Source organism: Butyrivibrio fibrisolvens, from assembly GCF_037113525.1.
In the GTDB taxonomy this organism is placed as follows: domain Bacteria; phylum Bacillota; class Clostridia; order Lachnospirales; family Lachnospiraceae; genus Butyrivibrio; species Butyrivibrio fibrisolvens.
The window spans coordinates 1,200,208-1,220,499 of sequence record NZ_CP146963.1 but is presented as its reverse complement, the minus strand read 5'-3'; the positions used below and the strand labels follow the sequence as shown (position 1 = coordinate 1,220,499).

The window sequence follows — 20,292 nt, the reverse complement described above, 5'->3', positions numbered from 1 at the left end:
TTTTTTACAGAAGTTCAATATTTTTAGAAAAAATTAACGATCATGAAACTTTTGAGCTGTTTCCCTTACTTCATCTTCTACCGCCATAAAGGCTCTGACAATGCGGGGATCAAAATGGGTTCCGGATTCTTCACGAATGATGTCCATTGCTTGTTCAAAAGAAAAGGCCTTTTTATATACTCTTTCAGAAACAAGCGCATCAAATACATCTGCAATAGCCATGATCCTTGCAGAAAGCGGTATTTCTTCACCTTTAAGCCCTTCAGGATATCCTGTTCCATCCCATCTTTCATGATGATATAAAGCTATATCACCGGCAATTTCAAGATAGCTTGCTTCAGTTAAGGATTCTATGAGTTCATCTATTATCTCTTTGCCATAGACAGAGTGTTTTTTCATCACTTCAAATTCTTCCGGAGATAGTTTGCCCGGCTTATTAAGGATCGCATCAGGAATCTTGATCTTACCTATATCGTGCAGAGGGGCAGACTTAATAACATTGTCAATGTAATCATCATCCAGGATACCGGAATAAATTCCCATCCTTCTCATCTGATTCATAACAATGAGAGTATACATTGATGTCTTCCTTATATGATCGCCTGTTGATTCGTCTCTGTTTTCAACCATATCAGCAAGGATTATGATAAGGTCAGACTGCATCTGCTCGATATATTCAGACTTTTGGCACATCTTGCCAAAGCTTTTTACACTGTCTTTAGTAACCTGGATAAAAGAATTATAGAGTCTTTCTATCTCATCGCCGGTACGAATATCAAGCTCTGCCATACGCTCAACATTAGCTTTTCTTGCTTCTTCGCTATCATATCTAAAGCGCCTTGCTGTAGCTACCATAGAATCAACCGGGTAGACAACCCTGTATCTTGCTGTCCACAGACCGGTTATTATGACAACTATTATTATTCCTGAGCACATGATAAGAAGACGTACCATAAAATCTCTGGTGTATTTTTCAAGATATTTCATGGATACATCAACGCCTGCATAGCACGTAGTCTCGCCTTTGGAATTATAGACAGGTGTATATGCAGAAAGGAGCCAGCCATAAAAGCTATTTGATTCAACAGGCTCAATTTCTTTTCCCTCAAGAAGATCTGTGATATAAGGTACAAAGGCCTCACTATATTCCATTATATCTCCGGGCTTTGAAGCTGCCATAGCTTCAGTATCAAGGTCAAATACAACGTGGCATCCATCCGGCATCATCTTATATACATAAATGTATTCAATATCATCAGAAATCGCTCTGATTTTCTCAAGTTTTGCAACTATTTTTTTATATTCTCTGCTCTTGCCCTCACTCTTAATATAATCTTCAACCCAGTCTCCATCTATATTGCTTGCAACCATCTTCGAAATACCAACAGCAAGGGTGCGGTGTTCATCCTTGGTCTGGCTTACAAAAAGAGAACTTGCCTCATAGGCAACTACAACAAGAATTGTCAGACAGGTCATTACAAGCGACACCGCAAAAGCATTGTTTATCCTGGTCTTTCTGGTCTCACTGTTATTGATCTTGGCAAGTTCATCGCTATTAACAGGCTTTTGAAGCCAAGCATATTTTTCAAAGTAATCTTTGACGTTCTGTGGAATGATCCTTACTATTCCAAGAGCTATCAAAACATCTATAAAAATAAATACGATAGATGACGTAAATACGATAATAAAAGCTTTGGCAAATATGCTTATAGAAAGAGAACCAATAAATGAATAGAAGGGATTGATCTCAAAAAGATCAGGGTCGGTATGTCCTGCTCCGCTTTCTATCAGAAATGTAACAAGCGAATTGATAACGGCATTCAAAACAAGATATGATGCCATGCCAAGCTTTTTATTAAGCAGTCCCTTTTTATGATAATGAGTAAGTAAAATAACACAAAGAATATTTACGATACTATAGTAGATATAAGCCGAATAAAACATCGATGTCAGTAGCTGCGTAATAATAACTACCCATACGCTCAGAAAATATCCGGATAAAATGGCAATAACCATAGACCCGGCAAGACCCAGGATTGGTATCATTCCTATTTTCATAGAAACAATATTTATTATGAAGTTGAGCAAAATAATAGGTATGATTATAGCCAGAACTTTTAACCTGTTTTTTATGACAGCTTTATTCATATACCATCATCCTACGTATTCTATCGTTTCTGAAGTTTCGCGGTTTCTCTCACTTCATCTATAGCATCTATAAAAGCTTTTACAACATCCGGATCAAAATGTGTTCCTGACTCTTCCTGAATGATCTCCACAGCTTTTTCAAAGGTAAATGCCTTTTTATATACTCTTTCAGAGATAAGAGCATCAAATACATCCGCAACAGCCATTATCCTTGCAGAAAGTGGTATATCTTCTCCTTTAAGGCCTTCCGGATATCCTGTGCCATCCCATCTTTCGTGATGATATAGAGCTATATCCCTTGCAACCTCAAGGTAACTTGCCTGAGTAAGCGACTCTATAAGCTTATTTATGATCTCGCCGCCATAAGCCGAGTGAAGCTTCATGATCTCAAATTCTTCAGGAGTAAGTTTTCCAGGTTTATTAAGTATTGAATCAGTAATTCTTATCTTTCCTATATCATGAAGAGGTGCTGACTTATATACATTATCTATAAATTCATCTGTAAGAATGCGTGTATGCATCCCCTCTTTTTTCATCTGTCTCATGATTATAAGCGTATACATGGATGTCTTTTTGATATGATCACCAGTTGATTCATCCCTGTTTTCAACCATATCTGCAAGGATGACGATGAGATTAGTCTGGACCTTCTCAATGTAATCTGACTTTTGCTGCATGGTACTAAAGCTCTTCATACTGTCTTTAGTGACCTGTAAAAAAGAATTATAGAGTCTTTCGATCTCATCGCCTGTGCAAATCTCCAGATCTTCAAGAAGTTCAACGTTAGTCTTTCTGGCTTCTTCGCTATCATAATTAAAGAATCTGGCACGTTCCACCATGGATTTAACAGGATAGATGATCCTGAACTTAGCTATCCAAAGACCTGTAACTATGATGACTATGATGATTCCAATGCACATGATCAAAAGGCGTATAAAGAACTGTCTTGTATAGCTTGACAGATATTCCATAGAAATATCGCATCCTGCATAGCATACAGTTTCGCCAAGCGAATTATGAACAGGTGTATAAGATGTTAATAGCCAGCCATAATAATCATCGGAAACAAAGGTCTCAATTTCACCTCCTTCTAAAAGAGTTGGAACATACTTTTCAAAAGTCGGGTCAAATGGGACAACTTCACCAACATCTGCTGCTTCCACTTCATCTGTATCAAGGTCAAAAACCACATGGCATCCATCCGGCAATATCTTGTAAACATAGACGTATTCTATATCATTAGAAACATCTCGGATGGCTTCAAGCTCTGCTACTATCTTTTCATATTCCGGCCCCTGGCCTCCGCTTGCAATATACTCGTCTATCCTGTTTCCATTAACGATCCCTGCTATCATTTCCGATACGCCAACAGCAATTTTTTCATGCTCCTGCTTGGTGTGATTGATAAAAAGACGTGTTCCAATTGCTGCTACAAACAAAAGAACTGTAAGACATGTTGAAATAATAGCTATGATAAATACTGTTTTTGTGGATATAATCCTGGTCTTTGTCTTCTCAAGACGCTCAAGCTCATCATCGTCTATGGGCTTTTGGAGCCATCCAAATTTCTTCAGGATATCTTTGATATTATCAGGCAATATTTTAACTATGAGAAAAGAAAGCAAAAGACATATTACCTGTGAAGGAATCGCAGTCACGAGGATGATAAGCGATGATATGGCAAGCATTCCCAAAGGGGAAGGTGTAACATCGTTTACGATAATGTTACTCTCAAGCACAGTTTCATCTACTCCGCCGGTCTCTATAACGATAAGTGTACTTACGACTGCGCTGATCAAAGATGTCAGAATGATATAGCTTAGAATTTTAGACAGCTTCTTAAAATGTCCCTTTTGGGCATAATACGCCGTAACAATGATGATAAGAATATTAATAAGAGAATAATTAAGAAAATCATTTATAAAATAGCTTAAGATCAGATTGCTTATAAGAACAACCCATACAGCCGGCATATACCCAGCCAAAATAGCTATAGCCATCGATCCTGCTATAGCTAAAAGTGGCGGAAGCCCTATCTTTATACATATAAACCCAAGAAGCAGGTTTAGAATAATAGTAATGATAAATACCATTATTCCGATGATCCATCCGTTTTTATCGCGATTTTTCATAAGTATGACCCATGAAACAGCTTATTTTTTCCCTGCAAAATATGTTTAAAAACCCCTGAACAAATACCTACAAATTGTATATCGACATATACATAATAATTTTCAGTTCTAAATTATATTTTTGATTTATTTTAAGGGGTTAAATAAAGACGCAAAAAATAAGAAATTATTGTCATTAAATAATAAGATTGCAGTCAGTATCTGGTTTATATTGAATTTAGAATCATCTTATGGGAGGTTAGCAAAAATGGGATTAAAAGAAAGACCCGTTGTCGAGACACTGTCTGATGGCGGTAAATATTGGGAACATGAATTCGAAAACTATCACTTAACGGCTTATGTGCCTGTAAATGATATCGATAGCAAAGCTAACGACTATACTTTCAGAGCACCTCTTCTTCTGATATTTGAAGAAGACAAAAGAACTAAGGAAGATGCTGTCGCATTTGCAAAAGAAAGCGGACTTGAAAAGATCGCTGCAAAGTATGATACAAGCGTACTCTTCATATATCCTACCTGCGAAGGCGGCTGGGACAATGCTACAGATGAGCTTTATAAGGAAGTTATCTCTTATGTAAAGATGTATCCTGTTTATGAGGATGGCATCGTTGAATGGGATGATTTTATCAGCAAGCAGTTTATGGGCTACTACATAAGAGGCGCCATCTTCAGAGCTGATATCTACAGCTATGGAAAGTCCGCTGATTATGTGGCCAAAAATCTTTTGAAGACTACTGATGGTCAGTATCTCTGGGGACCTGGCGAGATCACACCTTCCATGTGCTCTATGGAGAGACTTAGCGTAGTTCCTGAAGTTTCAAGAAAAGACATTGCGATTCTTAGCGTTGGTAATTCTGCAGAAGTTAACAATGCTTTCAAGGGCTGCGAATATCTTCTTGTTAAGGACAGCGCTGAATATGAAAAGGACTTTAACTCTTTTGTCAAAAAGTTCAAGAGATGGTGCGGCAATATGCAGATCGAGCCTGATTTTGAAGAACTTGGCATGAATGAAGATGTTGGAGTTATCACAGTTAAGACATCTACTGATAACAGGGGTATTTACAAGGATACTACTGAGCACAAGATCGGTTATTTTGCATGGTACAACAAAGAGATCATGGACGGATCCAAAGTACCGCTTGTACTTGGCTTCCATGGCGGCGGAGATACAGCTATGTTCCTGACATTCGTATCAGGATGGTATGAGGTTGCTCATAAATACGGCTTCCTGTACGTAGCTATCGACAATCATCTTGCTGTATCTGCAACAGAGGTTATCGAGTTCATCGAAGGCCTTAAAAAGAGATACCCTATCGATGAGCACCGTATCTATGGCACAGGATTCTCAATGGGAAGCGGAAAGTCATGGGATATGTTCCAGGAATATCCTGATGTATTTGCCGGTCTTATGCCTGCAAGTGCTCTCTTCCCAAAAGGACAGAATCTCTTCTTCGAGGATATCGGAGACAGGATCAATACAACAGTTTCTGTTCCGCTTTTCTATTCAGGCGGAGAAGAATCTCCTCTTCCTGAGCTTCCATGCCAGGCTAAGCAGTGTATTGAAAGAGTTCAGTATGCAGCTAAGGTCAATAAGTGCAAGGAGACTTTCGAGGATGTCGACTTTGATAAGAAAGACAGCTGGGAAGACAAGATTTATGGCAAGAAGGGTGACCGCGTAGAAGTATTCCACGATGATACAAGGGATAGCGATCTGACTATCCGCTACTTCGATAGTGAAGACGGTGTATGCCGCACAGCTTTTGCAAGTATCAGTGGTCAGCAGCATGAGTGCCGCCAGCACACATGCGAGCATGCATGGGAGTTCATCTCACAGTTTAGAAGGTAAGGGTTACCCGGAAGGTAATGCCGCCCCGTCCTCGCCCCTATTCATTTGGGGCGAGGACGGGGCTCTCTACGTTTTCGGGTAACAAAATGAAGCGCACTAGTTCAACCCCAATACAGCCAGCATGGCAGCATACGCCTCCTGCACATATGGAAGTGTTGAAATGTATATCACTGATATTAATATTCCGGCAATCATCATCATCTTATTTACATACCCTTTGGATGAGCAAAGGTTGAAGCTATATCCTTTTTTCATGGGCCAGAATATCTTTTCACGCTTTCTGTTAAGAAGATCTATTATCAGATGTGATGCATAGCCAATTGTGAAATACGGCGTTACTTCAGGGAATATTATTCCTACACATGATGATAATAAAAAAAGTGCAAGTAGCGAATGCATAAATGATCTGTGAGGCTGCCTCATCCCAAATACACATAGCAAAATAAAAGCGAGGCTCCCTGTCATGATCCGATAGAGGTTACTATCAGCAAGAAGTCTTCTGTATATACCAATATGAAAATTGTACTCTATTATGATCACAGCTCCCAAAGCCAGTGAAGCCGCTACAACTATCTTGTCAGCTTCCTTATGGGCTGTAGATGTTCCTGAATCAATGTCACTTATTACTCCTCCTATAGCTGCAGCTCCGGTTCCTGCTACTACAACAGGTAATGATTCCGGTCTTAAGGCTATAAGTGCAGTAGCTATTCCTACAAAAAAATGTGTTCTTCCAAGCATATTTGTGCCTCCTTGTGCTATTATCATGATGTCTATACACGATTATGCTTTATGTCTTATTTGTGCCAGATTGAAGAATCTGAGCGATAATGGCGTCAGCTTCACCATTCTATCAAATGATCACTAAAAAAAGAAGCGACTTGTTATATAACACATCGCTTCTTTTCCTTTTGCTTTGACCTCGGTCACAATTTAGATAATTAGTATTATTTATTCATAGTAGCCGACTTCAGCTTCATAGATTTCATCTGTTAAACCTACTGCCTGTCTAGCGTTTCTCATTGATTCTTCAGCCTCTTCTTCTGACACAATTGTATTGCTACATGCTTCGTACAGTTCTTCAACTCGGTTATATAAATCTTCCGATTCATCGTTTCTTTCAATTTCTTCGCCATCTGGATCAAACAAAATAAGGTCATACATGTAATGAGGCGCAGAATAGCTATCAGAGAAGGAATATGTTGAATATTCGATGTTTCCAATTTCATCAAACTCCCCGTAAACATCATCGGGGAGGCTTACTATTAGTGTTTCATCTCCGTAGCTTCTGCTGCATCCACCAAAACCTTGCGAATAAAGGTAATGACAATCACCGTTGGCATCTATGTAATAGCAGCTTCCCCAATGGTTTAATCCGTCTATATTCCAGGTATAGCTGTAGTAGCCATTTTCAAGCATTTCATTCCATTTATGCTCTCTGGAATCTCCAGTAAAGCATATATATAGCTCGCCATCTATGTTTTTGAGAACATATTTAGTAAAACAATACATGGAATATTCGTTTTGAACGAAAAGCTCATATTCTCCGTCAAGACCACAATCTATATATGTGCAAGTTGTTTTTACATATTCTGAGTAATCATTTTCATTTAAATATACTTCTTTTAACTCATCAAAAGAATAGCTGTTTCCTTGTTTCAAGGCGCTTTTGAAAATCTTATTTTCAGAAGTATCAGATTCCGGATCCTTATAGATAGCTGTAGCTTTTCCTTCCAAGAAGTCTCTGTAAAGCTGCCTGGATTCTTCATCAATATCACTATAATCGAGCAAAGAATCATTTACGGTTATTTCGATGTTGTCCGATACAGTTTCGTTTAACTCTGAAGCAGAGTTTTCAGGTATTAACTCTTCCAGATGAAGACTAGTTTCATCCGCAATAGAATCGTATGAATCCTGAATAATATCGAGGGTCACTTCTTTGAATATATTACTAGATTTAAAACTCTCATCACAGTTATAGAATGCCATTCTGATAAGTCCGGTAAAAGAATCGAAGGAAACATCATTTCCATCTTCATCTGCATACTTCACAGTTGTATATTCAGTAGTTTCAGAAGAAATAAGCTCTGAAGTAATGGCATTATCATTTACAGATAGCTTAAGATAACTGGTTTTACCGCCTGTAGCTCCGTATACTTCGTAATCAGCGGCAAGATACAGGCCATCATTATCTTCTGATTCAAAGCCAGCTAATAGTAATTTACCGTCAAGTTTAGGATCATTTGTCAAAATTTTTGTGATGAAATCCGGTTCCGAATCATCATAGGCAAGATTTGAGGTATCCCACATGATAACGCCTTTTTCATCGTCATATTCATAGACAAGGCTTGTAGAAAATCTGCCGCTTCCGGCAAATCCTGATGCGAAAATCTCAATATTGCCGTCATTATCAAGGTCTGTTACAGCATATCCATATTCATCGAAGTCAATTGTATCGCCACCGGGAATCTTATAACATCCATCTGCAAATTCCCAGGTCTGCCTGTTGTCATAAAGGGTCTGTACCTGTGATGCATATTCTGCGTCAGACTCATCGTCTGAGCTACTATCTGATTCACTATTGTCTGTCTTACCGCTTTCAGTTACAGCTTCATTTGGCTTATTCGCCTGGCTATTATCGTCTTTATTATCTTTATCGCTACATGCAGACATAATGGTAGCTGATATTAATAGCAGTGCTACTAATCTTTTTTTCATGCCAATTCTCTCCCCTTATCATCCTGGTTCTTACAACCAAAACTCCTTGATATACTCCTGATCATTTTCAAAAATATCAGGCTATCTTTCCCAAATTTTGGATAATATCAGATTCATTTCTTCATGTTCGATTCCGGAGTTCATATCAAAGATTTCATATGTCTTGCCAGAAGTATCATCCATAATCTTCCTGGATCCCATTATTCCTTTACAATAAACCTGTGCAATGTGAAGGACACAGGTTCTGCAGTCATAAAGGTCTACAAGTACATTTGCAGGCCGTATATCACTTACATCTAATTCATCCAAAAGATATAGAAGCGTGTGATGTATTATTCTAGCTGCTGCCTTTCTTGTAATGTAATCGTCAGGATGGAGATAATCCTGGTTGTCTATTACCTGCATTTTATAGGCTTCTTTAAAAAGTTCATCGTCTGGCATTGTCTCTCCACCAACGTGATCATCTTTCATAATGGAAAGAGTAAATTCTCTAACTGTAACGTTCATATTTTTCCTTATCTTTCAATTCCTTGAAATCTCAATTACAGCATTATCATCGCCATACCAGGATCTGAAATAGGTAAGGCCTTCGTGGTATGACCATTCATATTCTGCGTGATAATCCATCTGCTCTCTTGTGTCATTTATAGTCCATTCGCCACAGTAATCATAGGTAACTATGATTCCATCAATGTTTCTTTCATGATCTTCGCCGCCTTCAAATCTTATTCCTTTTTCCAGGAAATCATCTTTTGAAGGAGCCGTGTCACCCTGATAATCATACAAAAGATATATACTATCATCGTATATCATGAACTTACCGATATTATATCTGTCTATAGATCCATTTAAGTATCTTTCAGAAACATCGTCATAACTTATGTCCATCGAGTAAATACTGTACTCATCGCAAGCATCAAGCAGCGAAAGCTTCACATCAACTGTCTTGACCTTTTCATCAAAAAACTCCTGCACCTGGTATTCATACTTTTCAGAAAAGATAGTAAAAAAACAATTCCAGGTGTATCGATTTATATTTTCCAGATTGCCTTCTTTTGATTTGCACGCAAGCAAATAATAATCTTTTGGATTAAATGGATTACCTATATTATGATTTTCTTTATAAACAGCTTCCTTGCCACAAACTATGGCATTATCATATTCATAGTAAAATATGGATGGGCCTCCGAACAATTCTGATTCATCTCTTGCTACCATCGTCTTATCATTTCTCACAACGATTTCTTCCGTAGTATCCATATACGCAATTCCCCAAAACATCCAAAAGGGAAATAATCCGATAATGGTAACTATAGTGGCAACTGTTAATAATATGCGACTTCGAAGTCTTTTTAAATGGTAAATAACCTGAATCATCCCCAAAAATGCGAATAAGACAAAAAGAATTATAGCCATCCTTTTGATCCCAAATCTATATTGCAGACCGAATTCATGTAAAATGAGGGAAGAAAAATAAAAGACGATGCCAGCGATCACTGTGAAAAGGAGCAAATTATCAATGATAGATTTTACTGCTTTCTTTAATGTTTTCATATTTCATTTTCCCTCTTTAAAACATAATATCAATTTAACTTTCTTCATATACTCCCCATCAGCGATCACGGCTTTAGCCCCAATCAGCCAGCAAAATCAATTTTAATAAACACAATGGTGTTGTCTTCCGCAACTGTAAACGTAAGTTCATGGCCTTCAAATTCATAAACTATGTCAGTGTATCCTGACCAGGATCCCTCTCTAATATCATCAGGTGCTCCATATGCATCTATCACACTGTAGATTGAATCATATTCTGAAATATCTCTTCTGGTCGGTATCCCCAAATAAATAAAATCCATATATGTGTCCGAGCCTTCAAATTCCATTGACGGGCTTACACATACAATTCTAACTTCATAATCGCTGCTATAATCTAAAGCATCAGGATAAGCAAGCTGCCATCTATATCCCTCTTGTGCTGAAATAAAGCCATTATTGGTATCCTCAAAGTTTTCAGGATAAGATAGTGCATTAATTATTTCCTGATAGCTTGTATCAGGGCCAATATCAAAGCCATTGTAGGTTATAGTAACGTCTTCTTTGGTAAGTTCAGACTCATTAGCCTTGGAAAGTAAATTTTCAATATCCTCATACGTATTTGTAGTTATCTCAATAGGCTCAGCTTCTGCTCCATATCCGGATCTATAGTAAGTAAGCACCTTATCGCTGTCAAAGACATACTCTGCATAATAACCTGTTCCCCCTGACTCACTTATTGTATCGTAGTAGCTGCATCTGCAAAGATAGCCATCATTATGAAGCTTTATTTTATAACCAGATCTTTCATCGCTATAATCTTCTTCCGAATAAACTAATACTCCATAATCATAAAAATCCTGTTCCTTATGATTATCTCTAGTATCCGTGATCAGATAAATCTCATCTTCCTTGAACAGGAACGTTCCTATGTGTAATCTGTCGAGATCCCCGTGATAATCGACGATGACATCCTCATCATAAACTATATCGTAAGAGTATACGTCTCCATCGTCGAAAGCACCTGTCTTAACAATGCTTACCGGTACAGAATCAACCTCCTCTTCGTATAAATAGATGACTCTATAATCAACTTGGATACTATCTTCCATTGCTTCATCAGTATCATCAGTTTCGACAGCTTTGGTATCTTCCTCATCTTCATTTGAAGCTTCTATATCGCTTTCTTTGGCTTCATCTTCTGCATCATCTTTTGACGTATCTGATTCATTACTCACTTCAGATACGTCTGATGTATTATCTTCAGAAGACTCTTCTTTAAGACCCAGATCCAGATTGCCACAACCGCCCATCACGCATGTAGCTGCTAAGAATAATGCAATAACCTTTTTCTTCATATCATTCTCCCAAATGGCTGCTTTTCCCAAAACAGCCTAGTTAACTAATGTATATTGTATATTGTATCTATATGTAAATCCCTACTCTACAAAATCTGACAAAAAGCTTGTTTTACCCGATAAAAAGCATTTTTGGCTCAGCAAAATTTTTATTGCCGTAAACAAAGCCCTTCGTTTTGACCGAAGGGCTTTAATGCTATAGCAATATTCAGCATTACCAAAAACGCAGTAATTATTCGTTTCTGTAATCTAGTTCAAGAAGTTATCTAATTGGAGATACTCTAAAAGTCACGTTGTCATGAGCCTTAAGCTCATCTACAGCAATAACCTTACCTGAAAGGCTTCTCTCTTCTCCTGTCCAGAGGTCTTTGATCTGATAAGTCTGTGCGCCTTTAAAGCTTTCAGCATCTGCCATCTTGTTTTCAATATACTCAAGTATATTATCAAGACTGATTTCTATCTTATTAGTAACATCTTCTCCAGCAAGGTTAATAAATGTTACTGCGATATCACCATTTTCAAGAGGCTTAGCGAGGATATCTACTCTGTTATGATCCATGAGGTATACCTTATCAGCATCCTTATCGGCAAGGCTAGACCATACTCTCTTAGCCTGAACTCCGAGCTTATCCTGATTTAAGGCAATGATATCTTTGTTGGTTATTATGTTCCAGATATAGTCGCCCTTTTCAACTTTTCTAAGGTCCATGCCAAGCATAAGAGGTGAGTTCATCATAGACCACATGGCAAAATGAGTCTTAGCCATAGTTTCATCTACATCTCCCATTCCAATAACCATCATATCCGGGTCGTTCCAACCTCTTTCAGGGCTTGCGAACTCGTCCATAATAACGCATTTATCATACTGTGAGGTTATGCTGCAGGTTCCGTCTGCTTCCCAGTATCCTCTTCCAGGGTCCCCGTCTCTTCCTACCTGGAAGGTGATGTCGTTTAAGATTCTCCAGGAATCTCCTACTTTGTATCCCCAGTCGCCAGGCATTGTCTTACCCCATTCGCAGATTGAAAGGAGTATATCCTTGTTAGGATCAGCTTCTTTTAAGGAGTTGTACATTGCAGCATAGGAGCAAAGTGTATTTTCCTGACGTCTGTGATTCATAAGTCTAAGAACTGTATCACCGCTTTTTACAGTTACATCACATACATAGTTTTCCTTAAAGTCTTCTGTACCTTCAGTGCTTTCTACAAGGTTGTCAAAAAGAAGTCTAAATTACTTCCATCTGATACAGCAACCTGAAGCCACTGGCCTACACCTGCTTCTTTACCTGTAGCATAGGTTACATACAGCTTATAGGTGCCTTCAGAGGCGTTTTTAAGATCAAATGTAAGCTCACTACTCTGGTCACCAACAGGTGTGTTACCTATATTAGTTCCATCAAAAGTACCTATATTAGTAACATAGTTTTCTTTTACTACAGCATGTCTTCCTGTAACAACTCCGTCTGCTACAGCATTAAGTACAAGCTCTTTTCCATCTGCACCTACAAGCTTAACTTCCTTAATGCTTGGAGCATATGTAAATCTTGCATTCTCTCCTGCAGAAAAAGTTGCATTATCCCACAGATAGTAGCAGTTATCTACCTTAAGGAAATCTATATCCCAGTCTGTATAGCTTACAGCGTCTACATCTTCAAATCCGCAGGTACCAACTGCTGATCCTGCGCATAGGTTGGTTCCTATGTCATTGTACATTCCAAACTTAAGGCCTCTTTCATGTATATAATCTGCCAGAGCCTTAAATCCACTGGGGAACTTAAGCGGCTCATTAGTCAGCTTTCCATCTACTCTTTCAGAGTTATAACAACCATCATCAAGAACAAGATACTCATATCCTGCCTTGTCCAGTTCAAGTTCTATGAATTTATCTGCCATAGCCTTGGTCAGGGCTTCTGTATTGCCACTTCCAAATGCATTCCAGCTGTTCCAGCCCATGGCAGGTAGCCTTTTCTTTTTGCCTTCAAATGGGGTGTTATTGTTAAAAGAGTCATATCTGTATTCTTTACTACCAATTTCCTGCGGATGCTGTCTTGATGTTCGGGTGATCTTGTCTGTAGCCATTTTATGTCCTTTCTGATCTCTATATTCGCTTCTATGTACGGGATACAGGATGTATAGAGTTACGTTCCGTAACTCAGTACATGTTTAGAAGTTAGGAGTTCACTCTAACTTCCATGTACGTATAACAAAATCATTTTCCAATATATAAAGCCTTAAAACAATGTCACGCTGTGCTATTATCTTCCCAATTATTACCATAAAAAATAGCGCCGGTTTCCACATTTCCGGCGCCATTTTTGAAAGACAATGTGAATATGTGACTTTTGCGTAGTTTCTTAAATACAAATACTAAATACAATCATCTGATTATTTTTACACCTTTTCACAAATGGATTACTTTACAAGAGCTTCTTTTTCTTAAAGAAGGTAACACAAACCACTACAATCAGTACGCACACTATACCAGTAAAATGTTGTTTGTTACTTTACCTGCGTTCTAAATTCTGTTTTTGAATCACTTTATTTAAAGGTGTGGACTTATTTATTCTGGTGCATAATACGCCAGATTATTTAATGCCATGCCTTTTGTGTTATCATGGGAAAGTTACTGACAATAAAAGGCAGGATCCCTCCCCGACCAAAGTTTGGTATCCTGCCTTAGCAACTCCGTACACAGAAGTGTACGAAAACATGCAAGACAATGATAACCCTTTACGTCGAAGAAAACAATCCGATTACACCATGTTTCTACAACTCTGTCCTAAACAATCTCCAGTTCCATCAGCTCAAATGCCCTTGTGGTCAGTCAGGCTGCCTATCCGTCCATGGTTATTACAACAGATATGTTAAAACCGAGGATGGAAAAGTAATGTTCAGGATCTGCCGTGTGAAATGCGATCAGTGTGGACGCACTCACGCTATCCTTCTGTCATCAATGGTTCCTTATTCCCAGATATCATTCCAGGATCACCTTCAGATAATCACAGCTCATGAAAAAGAGACGCTTTCAAGCATCACTCTTTCCTCAGCTCTGTCTTTTGACGAGAGCAACTTTAGATACATCATCGGGATGTACCTGAAGCACTGAAACAACGGCTTATCTCCGAACGTATTTCTGTTGATAGCAAAAGCCTTATAAGCAGCTGTTTTCAATACTTCAAGCGTCAGTTCATGCAGATTAAATGTACTCCAAATATCCTTTTCTTAAATACCACATAACCTGGCACGAACTCTCTCCTGATCCTCCATATACTTAAGAAAAAACGAAAGGAGGATCCGCCATGGATCAGGAAAAAACAACAAAACATTGCTCTTATGAGATACTCTGTTATCTCTCCAATCATTTCAGGTCTCTGGGAAGACTACTCATCCCTTACGGCTTTCTTTAATGACGCCTCAGCCAAGGGAGTTTTAGCTCCATGTATCAGTAAGCTTACCTGAAGGAACAGACTTACCTGTAAGAACATCAGCAACGATATTACCGCCGATGTTACCCATCTGGCCTACTATCATAACTGCGTTTATTCCCTCTGTATTTCTGAGAGGCTTAGTATCGATCACTGCGCCTGTATTAAGAAGGACGATTGTCTTTTTATAGTTTTCTGCAAGGAACTTAATATTGGCAATCTCTGCATCATCAAGCTCGTAGTCCTTTTTAACATTGAATCTGTCAGCACCTTCACCTGAATTTCGGCTGATAACATATATAGCAACGTCTGTATCCTTAACATCTGTTATAAGATTCTCATCAGGACTTACGAATGGTGTGGAGAACATGATCATGATAGGCGGAACATGCTTCTCCTGCGCCTTTTTGTTAACATCATCCATGTACTTACTTTCAGCATCTGAAAGTATCTTGTCATATTCATCAAGCCAGTCTTCTGACACAACATCAAAGCCTTCAGCCTTAAGACCTTCATAGATATTGATAACTTCTCTTGGTTAACATCTCCTGATCCTGTACCACCCTTAACTGTGTGTCTTGCACCGCTTCCGTATAATGCAACTGTTCTTTCCTCCTTTCTTAAGAGGAAGTGTTCCATCATTTTCAAGAACGACCATGCATTCTCCGGCAAGTGATCTTACAAGTTCCTGATTCTCCTTCTCTAAAGCTGTAACTTCATCAGAAGTAAGCGCGTATAATTTCCCCATATTACAGTAACCTCCTGCGTTTCAAACAATTTCTCTGTTTTTATAACGGAACACGTGTCCCGTTTTGATAAAAAGATTATCGCACACAAAATGAAAGATTGTAAAGGGGAATTGAAAATTCTAGAATTTTCAATTCCTAGAATTTTCAATTTCCAGAATTTTTAAAAAATCCCCACAAATTTTACAAATTTTACAATTCACATGGAATATATAAAGCCAAGCGCTTATCTCACGGACTATTGAAATAATCCATAAGTTGCGCTTGGCTTTAATTTCTTTTCATTCTTTTTGTTTAAAGATCTGTATCAAAACTTTTAATCAGCTGATCAGGAGCTTTTCATCATGAGCGCTGTGCTCATCATTCTGCAAATGCATATAATACTCTTCAAGTTCACGCCTGCATCCTACAAATACACTCAGCATATTAGGATCAAACTGACTTCCATACCTTCGATCATGATCCTTGCAGCTTCCTCATATTTGATAGCTTTCTTGTAGTACCTCTGGCTGACAAGTGCATCATATACATCGGCAATAGCCATGAGTCTTGCTTCAAGTGGGATCATCTCACCTACAAGTCCCTCAGGATATCCTCTTCCATCCCATCTTTCGTGATGATATCTGGCTACATTGTAAGCAACATCTACGAAATGTTTTTCCTCAACTCCTTTTAAAATGAGGTTAACGAACTCGCCACTCTTGATGGAATGAGTCTTCATGATATTGAACTCTTCTCTTGTCAGATCTCCGGGCTTACATAAAATCGAGTTTTCAATAGTGATCTTTCCGATGTCATGCATAGGTGCAGCTCTGACAACATCTTCTGCAAATTGCTCTGAAATATGATATGTGCCCTGTTTCTTGGCTTCATTAACAACTATCTTGATAAGGTCACTGGTTCTTTTAACGTGACCACCTGTATTGTTGTCTCGGTTCTCCACCATGTTGGCAAGACCAAGAACAACCTTTTCCTGAATACTCTTGATATTCTCAGTCTTCTGGTCAACTTCCTTATTGAGTGTATTGTTATAGTCCTTCATGACCTGAAGAACCTTCTCTTCTTCAGTAACGTCTCCTATATCAAAAAGATACCCCTGGATCTTACCATCTTTTCTTATGGAAAATTCGGAGATCTCACACTGGCAGATCTTGCCGCCGCAGTTGAACTTTTTGATATTCCTTATATCTCTTCTGTAATCATCTATCAGACTGTAAAAGATCGATCTAAGCTCGCTTTCTTCAGGAAGCTTGTCATCAACTATCTGTTTTTTCAGTTCTGGAAGAAAATCATAGATCTTGTTGTTGCAGCTAAGAAAGTTTTTATCAAGGTCAAAAGCGGCATAACCCTTGGTTCCATGATACTTCTGCTGTTCAGATATAAGACATGCTATGTCATGGGTATGCGCATGGTCATAATTAAATGCTATCAAAATATCTGCAGTTGCATAAAGGGCCGGAAGATTGGAAAAATCAACATCAAGGACCGCTTCAACTATATAAATAGCAATTCCAAGTCCCGTCAAAAGTGAAAAAAGTGCAAGGGTTCTTCTTGAGTATGTACCTTTTTTGACAACTGCAACGATCATGAGCGCCAGCATAATTCCAAGCATGAACAAAAGATAGATCCAGTGAATGATCTTTAAAGGACCGTTGACCATTTTGGTCGCTGTACCCATTCCAGTGTCGATCAGGGTAATGTTCTTATAATACAGATCATTGTTTAAGCAAAGCCATATGCCAAACAAGTGAAGAAAAGCCGTTCCATAAGCCAGTATCTTCATCCATGATTTTACTGTCAGACCAACAAATCGCATTATATTGAATATAACAACTGTCAAAAGAACTGTACTATCAAGGTACAAAAAGCAGAAGCATATTTTTGCCCCTTCAACAGTTGTAACCCTCGTCTTAAGCCAGTATCCAAGTATTACGACAGGAACCAGTATCACAAGAGTCCAATAGTAAATATCAATATTCTCATAATTTTTCTGCGCCATAAAAATAACTACAAGCGCGGAAATGATAAGAAGTATACCATAAAAGGACGTAATCATTTACCAGTCTATCTCACTTTCTCTAACGCTATATTTCCCAATAGGACTTCGATCAACTATTTCCTGATCTATTTCAAAATAGTAGTCATTGCCATTGTCGTATGTATCAGAAATATTCAGCTCTGAACCCATAGCTTTAAGCATTCCTTCCACAAGATCTATACTGATCTCATTTTCTTTTTCCTTAGGAACACCATTATCAGCTTCCATATATTTGCGATAAAACTTGATTCTTTCATCAGGTCTGTTCTTTGGCTCGATCTCCTTGACAGAAATGAGAAGGTGAACCTTATCTTTATCAACAACCTTACCAAAAACACCAAGGCGTAATCCACCAGTCTTATTACGGCTGATAAGATACATGATCAGTGTAATAAGAATCTGCTTAAGTCTGACAGAATCTCCATTCATTTTATCCGGAATCGTGTCTGTGATATCTGTCTGGTACTCCACCCCTTTATATTTCATTCTTGGCCAGATAAGTTCATATATTTCATCAAGAAACGCACTTAAAGAGTATTCCTCTGGTGAAAGTTCAAGCTTTCCTACTTCCAGATTGGAATAGTCGATCACGCTGTCAACTTCAGCCATAAGTACTTTGCCGGAACTGATGACTGACTTGGCAAAAGAAGTGATATCGTCATCATTGCTGCGTTCAACTATCAGATTGGTCAATTTGAGCATAACAGTAATAGGAGTCTTGATCTCCTTTGAAATGTTTGCAAGAAAAGCACTCTTAACCCTGCTCTCTGATTCTGCTCTTTCAACCTTCCTTAAGATCTTATCGATCTCTTTCTTTTCCTCACTGATCTGTTCAGCAGTAAAAAGAACCTTTTCAACAGGTCTTCCGGAACCAGCATCCATATTGATAAATCTGATCCTGCTCCAGCCAAAATTTTTACTGATATATTCAATAGATATACTATTCCTGTTTTTCATCCTCTCGGGGAGAGTTGTAAGATCACCAAATTCAAGCAAAGGTTCAAGATATGACTCTGCTGCATCAAACTTATACAGATTCTTGAACTGTTCATTGGCTCCAAGGTTCTTGGGTCTGTCCTTATCCATACCTTCCGGATAGCTGACAGGAATAATAGTATCCTCCAAAAGATCTACTATATAAATAATGGTATACAGGCCTGACATACTGGAAAGACCTGACTTACGAAGTTCGAGTTCTCTCTCAGCCTTTTTGTAGACATATAATGCCGTAATGTACATACCAAGGGTAAAAAATCCCCATACAAGAAGCAGACCTATTATCAAAAATACAGGGCCTTCGTAATAATTTCTGTGGAAATAGTAATAGAAAGTGTAATCAGAAAGATCTACGCTCTTATCGTAATATAAGATAAAGCCAACTACGGTTTCATCTCCCGGTTTAACAGGGACTTCACGCATGTTTTCTTCAGGATAATAGATTATGTAGTCGCCTTCTTCAAGAGGGATCAACAGATCTGACTCATCAAAAAAATGTTCAAGCTCTATCTCGTCTTCAGCATAATTGGCGAGGTTAAGAGTCTGTATTTTCTCTTTATCTGTTCCTACGTGCTGATGAACTTCAACATCTCCGTTCCAGAACTGGTTAAGATAGCATGGCCCTTTGATATTGATCCTAAGCTTCCAGTCACTTATAGCGCTGGTAGATCCGTTAAAAATGCGGGCATCAGATATGATTCCATATAGATCCATCCCTCTCTTGATCCAGCTTGATGTATTATTGCCTCTGAAGTGGATGTCCATAGAGGTCTGGTCAGACATTTCATCGGTCATTTTTGAATCCTTGCTGCTGAATGTATGCAAGGTTGAATTATAAGTAGAAATGCTGATGTATTGGACTATAGTACACAATACCAATAGTGCAAAAATTATTATTAAAGCTGTATGTATCCTCTTTTTGAATCCGGAACTCATGGCACCCCTCTATGTCATAAAGTCTTATACCTACAACAAGCTCTCCGTACACTGCGGAGAGCTTACCATAGTAATACATCATAATAATAATTGATAATTTGTTATCAAACAAGGAGTTATCAATATTTCGTGTTATTTCGTTATTGAGCAAAAGGTATCCACCGCAAATTTTTCCCAAAATCCGCATCTTTCGCCATTTTACGCACAAAAAAACAAGTGATGTTTTTCACACATCAAATCGTATGTAATGGGAAAACTTTTCGAATTTTTGCTAATAACATGATACAAAGAATGTGGACGTTTCATAGAAACGGAACAATTCAGACGTCATGCGGTGGATAAAAGTTTTGAAATTATATACTTATTGTATGGTTTGCTTTTTATTAATATAGCATACTTTACCTGCATATGCTTAAAAAATA

Annotated in this window: 15 protein-coding genes; 2 read left to right on the top strand and 13 right to left on the bottom strand. The window is 38.3% G+C overall.

Annotated elements, in window-relative coordinates; translation table 11 throughout:
• Positions 1 to 33: 33 nt before the first annotated feature.
• Positions 34 to 2,058 carry an HD domain-containing phosphohydrolase gene (locus WAA20_RS04840; RefSeq protein ID WP_338802325.1) on the bottom strand — a complete coding sequence of 675 codons (2,025 nt, stop codon included), beginning with the start codon at positions 2,056 to 2,058 and terminating at the stop codon, positions 34 to 36.
• Positions 2,059 to 2,168: 110 nt separating this feature from the next.
• Positions 2,169 to 4,280: an HD domain-containing phosphohydrolase gene (locus WAA20_RS04835; RefSeq protein WP_073387352.1), complete on the bottom strand. Its 2,112-nt coding sequence runs from the start codon at positions 4,278 to 4,280 to the stop codon at positions 2,169 to 2,171.
• A gap of 247 nt (positions 4,281 to 4,527) precedes the next feature.
• Between WAA20_RS04835 and WAA20_RS04830 the strand changes: the two genes are divergently transcribed.
• The gene (locus WAA20_RS04830) at positions 4,528 to 6,126 is read left to right on the top strand and encodes a hypothetical protein (RefSeq protein WP_073387354.1); all 1,599 of its coding nucleotides are present in this window, start codon (positions 4,528 to 4,530) and stop codon (positions 6,124 to 6,126) included.
• A 96-nt stretch (positions 6,127 to 6,222) separates the two neighbouring features.
• Here WAA20_RS04830 and WAA20_RS04825 read toward each other — a convergent pair whose 3' ends face one another.
• The 7 genes from WAA20_RS04825 to WAA20_RS04795 form a co-directional block, all read right to left on the bottom strand.
• Positions 6,223 to 6,864, bottom strand: a complete 642-nt coding sequence (locus WAA20_RS04825) for a metal-dependent hydrolase (protein ID WP_073387355.1) — start codon at positions 6,862 to 6,864, stop codon at positions 6,223 to 6,225.
• A 210-nt stretch (positions 6,865 to 7,074) separates the two neighbouring features.
• Entirely contained in the window at positions 7,075 to 8,841 is a 1,767-nt protein-coding gene (locus WAA20_RS04820; protein WP_073387357.1) for a hypothetical protein, read from the bottom strand.
• An 81-nt stretch (positions 8,842 to 8,922) separates the two neighbouring features.
• Positions 8,923 to 9,348: a hypothetical protein gene (locus WAA20_RS04815; RefSeq protein WP_073387358.1), complete on the bottom strand. Its 426-nt coding sequence runs from the start codon at positions 9,346 to 9,348 to the stop codon at positions 8,923 to 8,925.
• Between the two features lie 15 nt (positions 9,349 to 9,363).
• The gene (locus WAA20_RS04810) at positions 9,364 to 10,101 is read right to left on the bottom strand and encodes a hypothetical protein (RefSeq protein ID WP_073387360.1); all 738 of its coding nucleotides are present in this window, start codon (positions 10,099 to 10,101) and stop codon (positions 9,364 to 9,366) included.
• 377 nt (positions 10,102 to 10,478) lie between these two features.
• Positions 10,479 to 11,732 (bottom strand): hypothetical protein, encoded by a 1,254-nt coding sequence (locus tag WAA20_RS04805; protein ID WP_073387361.1) that lies wholly within the window; start codon positions 11,730 to 11,732, stop codon positions 10,479 to 10,481.
• Between the two features lie 262 nt (positions 11,733 to 11,994).
• Positions 11,995 to 12,849: a hypothetical protein gene (locus WAA20_RS04800; RefSeq protein ID WP_338802336.1), complete on the bottom strand. Its 855-nt coding sequence runs from the start codon at positions 12,847 to 12,849 to the stop codon at positions 11,995 to 11,997.
• Positions 12,850 to 12,932: 83 nt separating this feature from the next.
• Positions 12,933 to 13,808, bottom strand: a complete 876-nt coding sequence (locus tag WAA20_RS04795; RefSeq protein ID WP_338802335.1) for an alpha-galactosidase — start codon at positions 13,806 to 13,808, stop codon at positions 12,933 to 12,935.
• 640 nt (positions 13,809 to 14,448) lie between these two features.
• On the opposite strand from WAA20_RS04795, the gene WAA20_RS04790 reads away from it, so the two are divergent.
• Positions 14,449 to 14,835: a DUF6431 domain-containing protein gene (locus WAA20_RS04790; RefSeq protein ID WP_338802333.1), complete on the top strand. Its 387-nt coding sequence runs from the start codon at positions 14,449 to 14,451 to the stop codon at positions 14,833 to 14,835.
• A gap of 323 nt (positions 14,836 to 15,158) precedes the next feature.
• On the opposite strand, the gene WAA20_RS04785 is transcribed toward WAA20_RS04790, so the two are convergent.
• The 4 genes from WAA20_RS04785 to WAA20_RS04770 all read right to left on the bottom strand — a co-directional run bounded on the left by WAA20_RS04785 (position 15,159) and on the right by WAA20_RS04770 (position 19,729).
• Positions 15,159 to 15,638 (bottom strand): glycoside hydrolase family 3 C-terminal domain-containing protein, encoded by a 480-nt coding sequence (locus tag WAA20_RS04785; RefSeq protein ID WP_338802331.1) that lies wholly within the window; start codon positions 15,636 to 15,638, stop codon positions 15,159 to 15,161.
• A gap of 81 nt (positions 15,639 to 15,719) precedes the next feature.
• Positions 15,720 to 15,902, bottom strand: a complete 183-nt coding sequence (locus WAA20_RS04780; RefSeq protein WP_338802330.1) for a hypothetical protein — start codon at positions 15,900 to 15,902, stop codon at positions 15,720 to 15,722.
• Positions 15,903 to 16,318: 416 nt separating this feature from the next.
• Positions 16,319 to 17,956: an HD domain-containing phosphohydrolase gene (locus WAA20_RS04775; protein ID WP_338802329.1), complete on the bottom strand. Its 1,638-nt coding sequence runs from the start codon at positions 17,954 to 17,956 to the stop codon at positions 16,319 to 16,321.
• A complete protein-coding gene (locus WAA20_RS04770; RefSeq protein ID WP_073387341.1) occupies positions 17,957 to 19,729 on the bottom strand; it encodes a HAMP domain-containing sensor histidine kinase in 1,773 nt (590 codons plus the stop codon). It abuts the gene before it with no gap.
• Between the last annotated feature and the right edge of the window lie 563 nt (positions 19,730 to 20,292).

What these genes read in the sequence shown, in the direction of transcription:
- WAA20_RS04815 (WP_073387358.1), bottom strand. Translation starts at nt 9,348, where the DNA reads ATGAACGTTACAGTTAGAGAATTTACTCTTTCCATTATGAAAGATGAT.
- WAA20_RS04805 (WP_073387361.1), bottom strand. Translation starts at nt 11,732, where the DNA reads ATGAAGAAAAAGGTTATTGCATTATTCTTAGCAGCTACATGCGTGATG.
- WAA20_RS04800 (WP_338802336.1), bottom strand. Translation starts at nt 12,849, where the DNA reads ATGAATCACAGACGTCAGGAAAATACACTTTGCTCCTATGCTGCAATG.
- WAA20_RS04830 (WP_073387354.1), top strand. Translation starts at nt 4,528, where the DNA reads ATGGGATTAAAAGAAAGACCCGTTGTCGAGACACTGTCTGATGGCGGT.
- WAA20_RS04825 (WP_073387355.1), bottom strand. Translation starts at nt 6,864, where the DNA reads ATGCTTGGAAGAACACATTTTTTTGTAGGAATAGCTACTGCACTTATA.
- WAA20_RS04770 (WP_073387341.1), bottom strand. Translation starts at nt 19,729, where the DNA reads ATGACCGATGAAATGTCTGACCAGACCTCTATGGACATCCACTTCAGA.
- WAA20_RS04820 (WP_073387357.1), bottom strand. Translation starts at nt 8,841, where the DNA reads ATGAAAAAAAGATTAGTAGCACTGCTATTAATATCAGCTACCATTATG.
- WAA20_RS04810 (WP_073387360.1), bottom strand. Translation starts at nt 10,101, where the DNA reads ATGGATACTACGGAAGAAATCGTTGTGAGAAATGATAAGACGATGGTA.
- WAA20_RS04790 (WP_338802333.1), top strand. Translation starts at nt 14,449, where the DNA reads ATGATAACCCTTTACGTCGAAGAAAACAATCCGATTACACCATGTTTC.
- WAA20_RS04795 (WP_338802335.1), bottom strand. Translation starts at nt 13,808, where the DNA reads ATGGCTACAGACAAGATCACCCGAACATCAAGACAGCATCCGCAGGAA.
- WAA20_RS04780 (WP_338802330.1), bottom strand. Translation starts at nt 15,902, where the DNA reads ATGGGGAAATTATACGCGCTTACTTCTGATGAAGTTACAGCTTTAGAG.
- WAA20_RS04840 (WP_338802325.1), bottom strand. Translation starts at nt 2,058, where the DNA reads ATGAAAATAGGAATGATACCAATCCTGGGTCTTGCCGGGTCTATGGTT.
- WAA20_RS04775 (WP_338802329.1), bottom strand. Translation starts at nt 17,956, where the DNA reads ATGATTACGTCCTTTTATGGTATACTTCTTATCATTTCCGCGCTTGTA.
- WAA20_RS04835 (WP_073387352.1), bottom strand. Translation starts at nt 4,280, where the DNA reads ATGAAAAATCGCGATAAAAACGGATGGATCATCGGAATAATGGTATTT.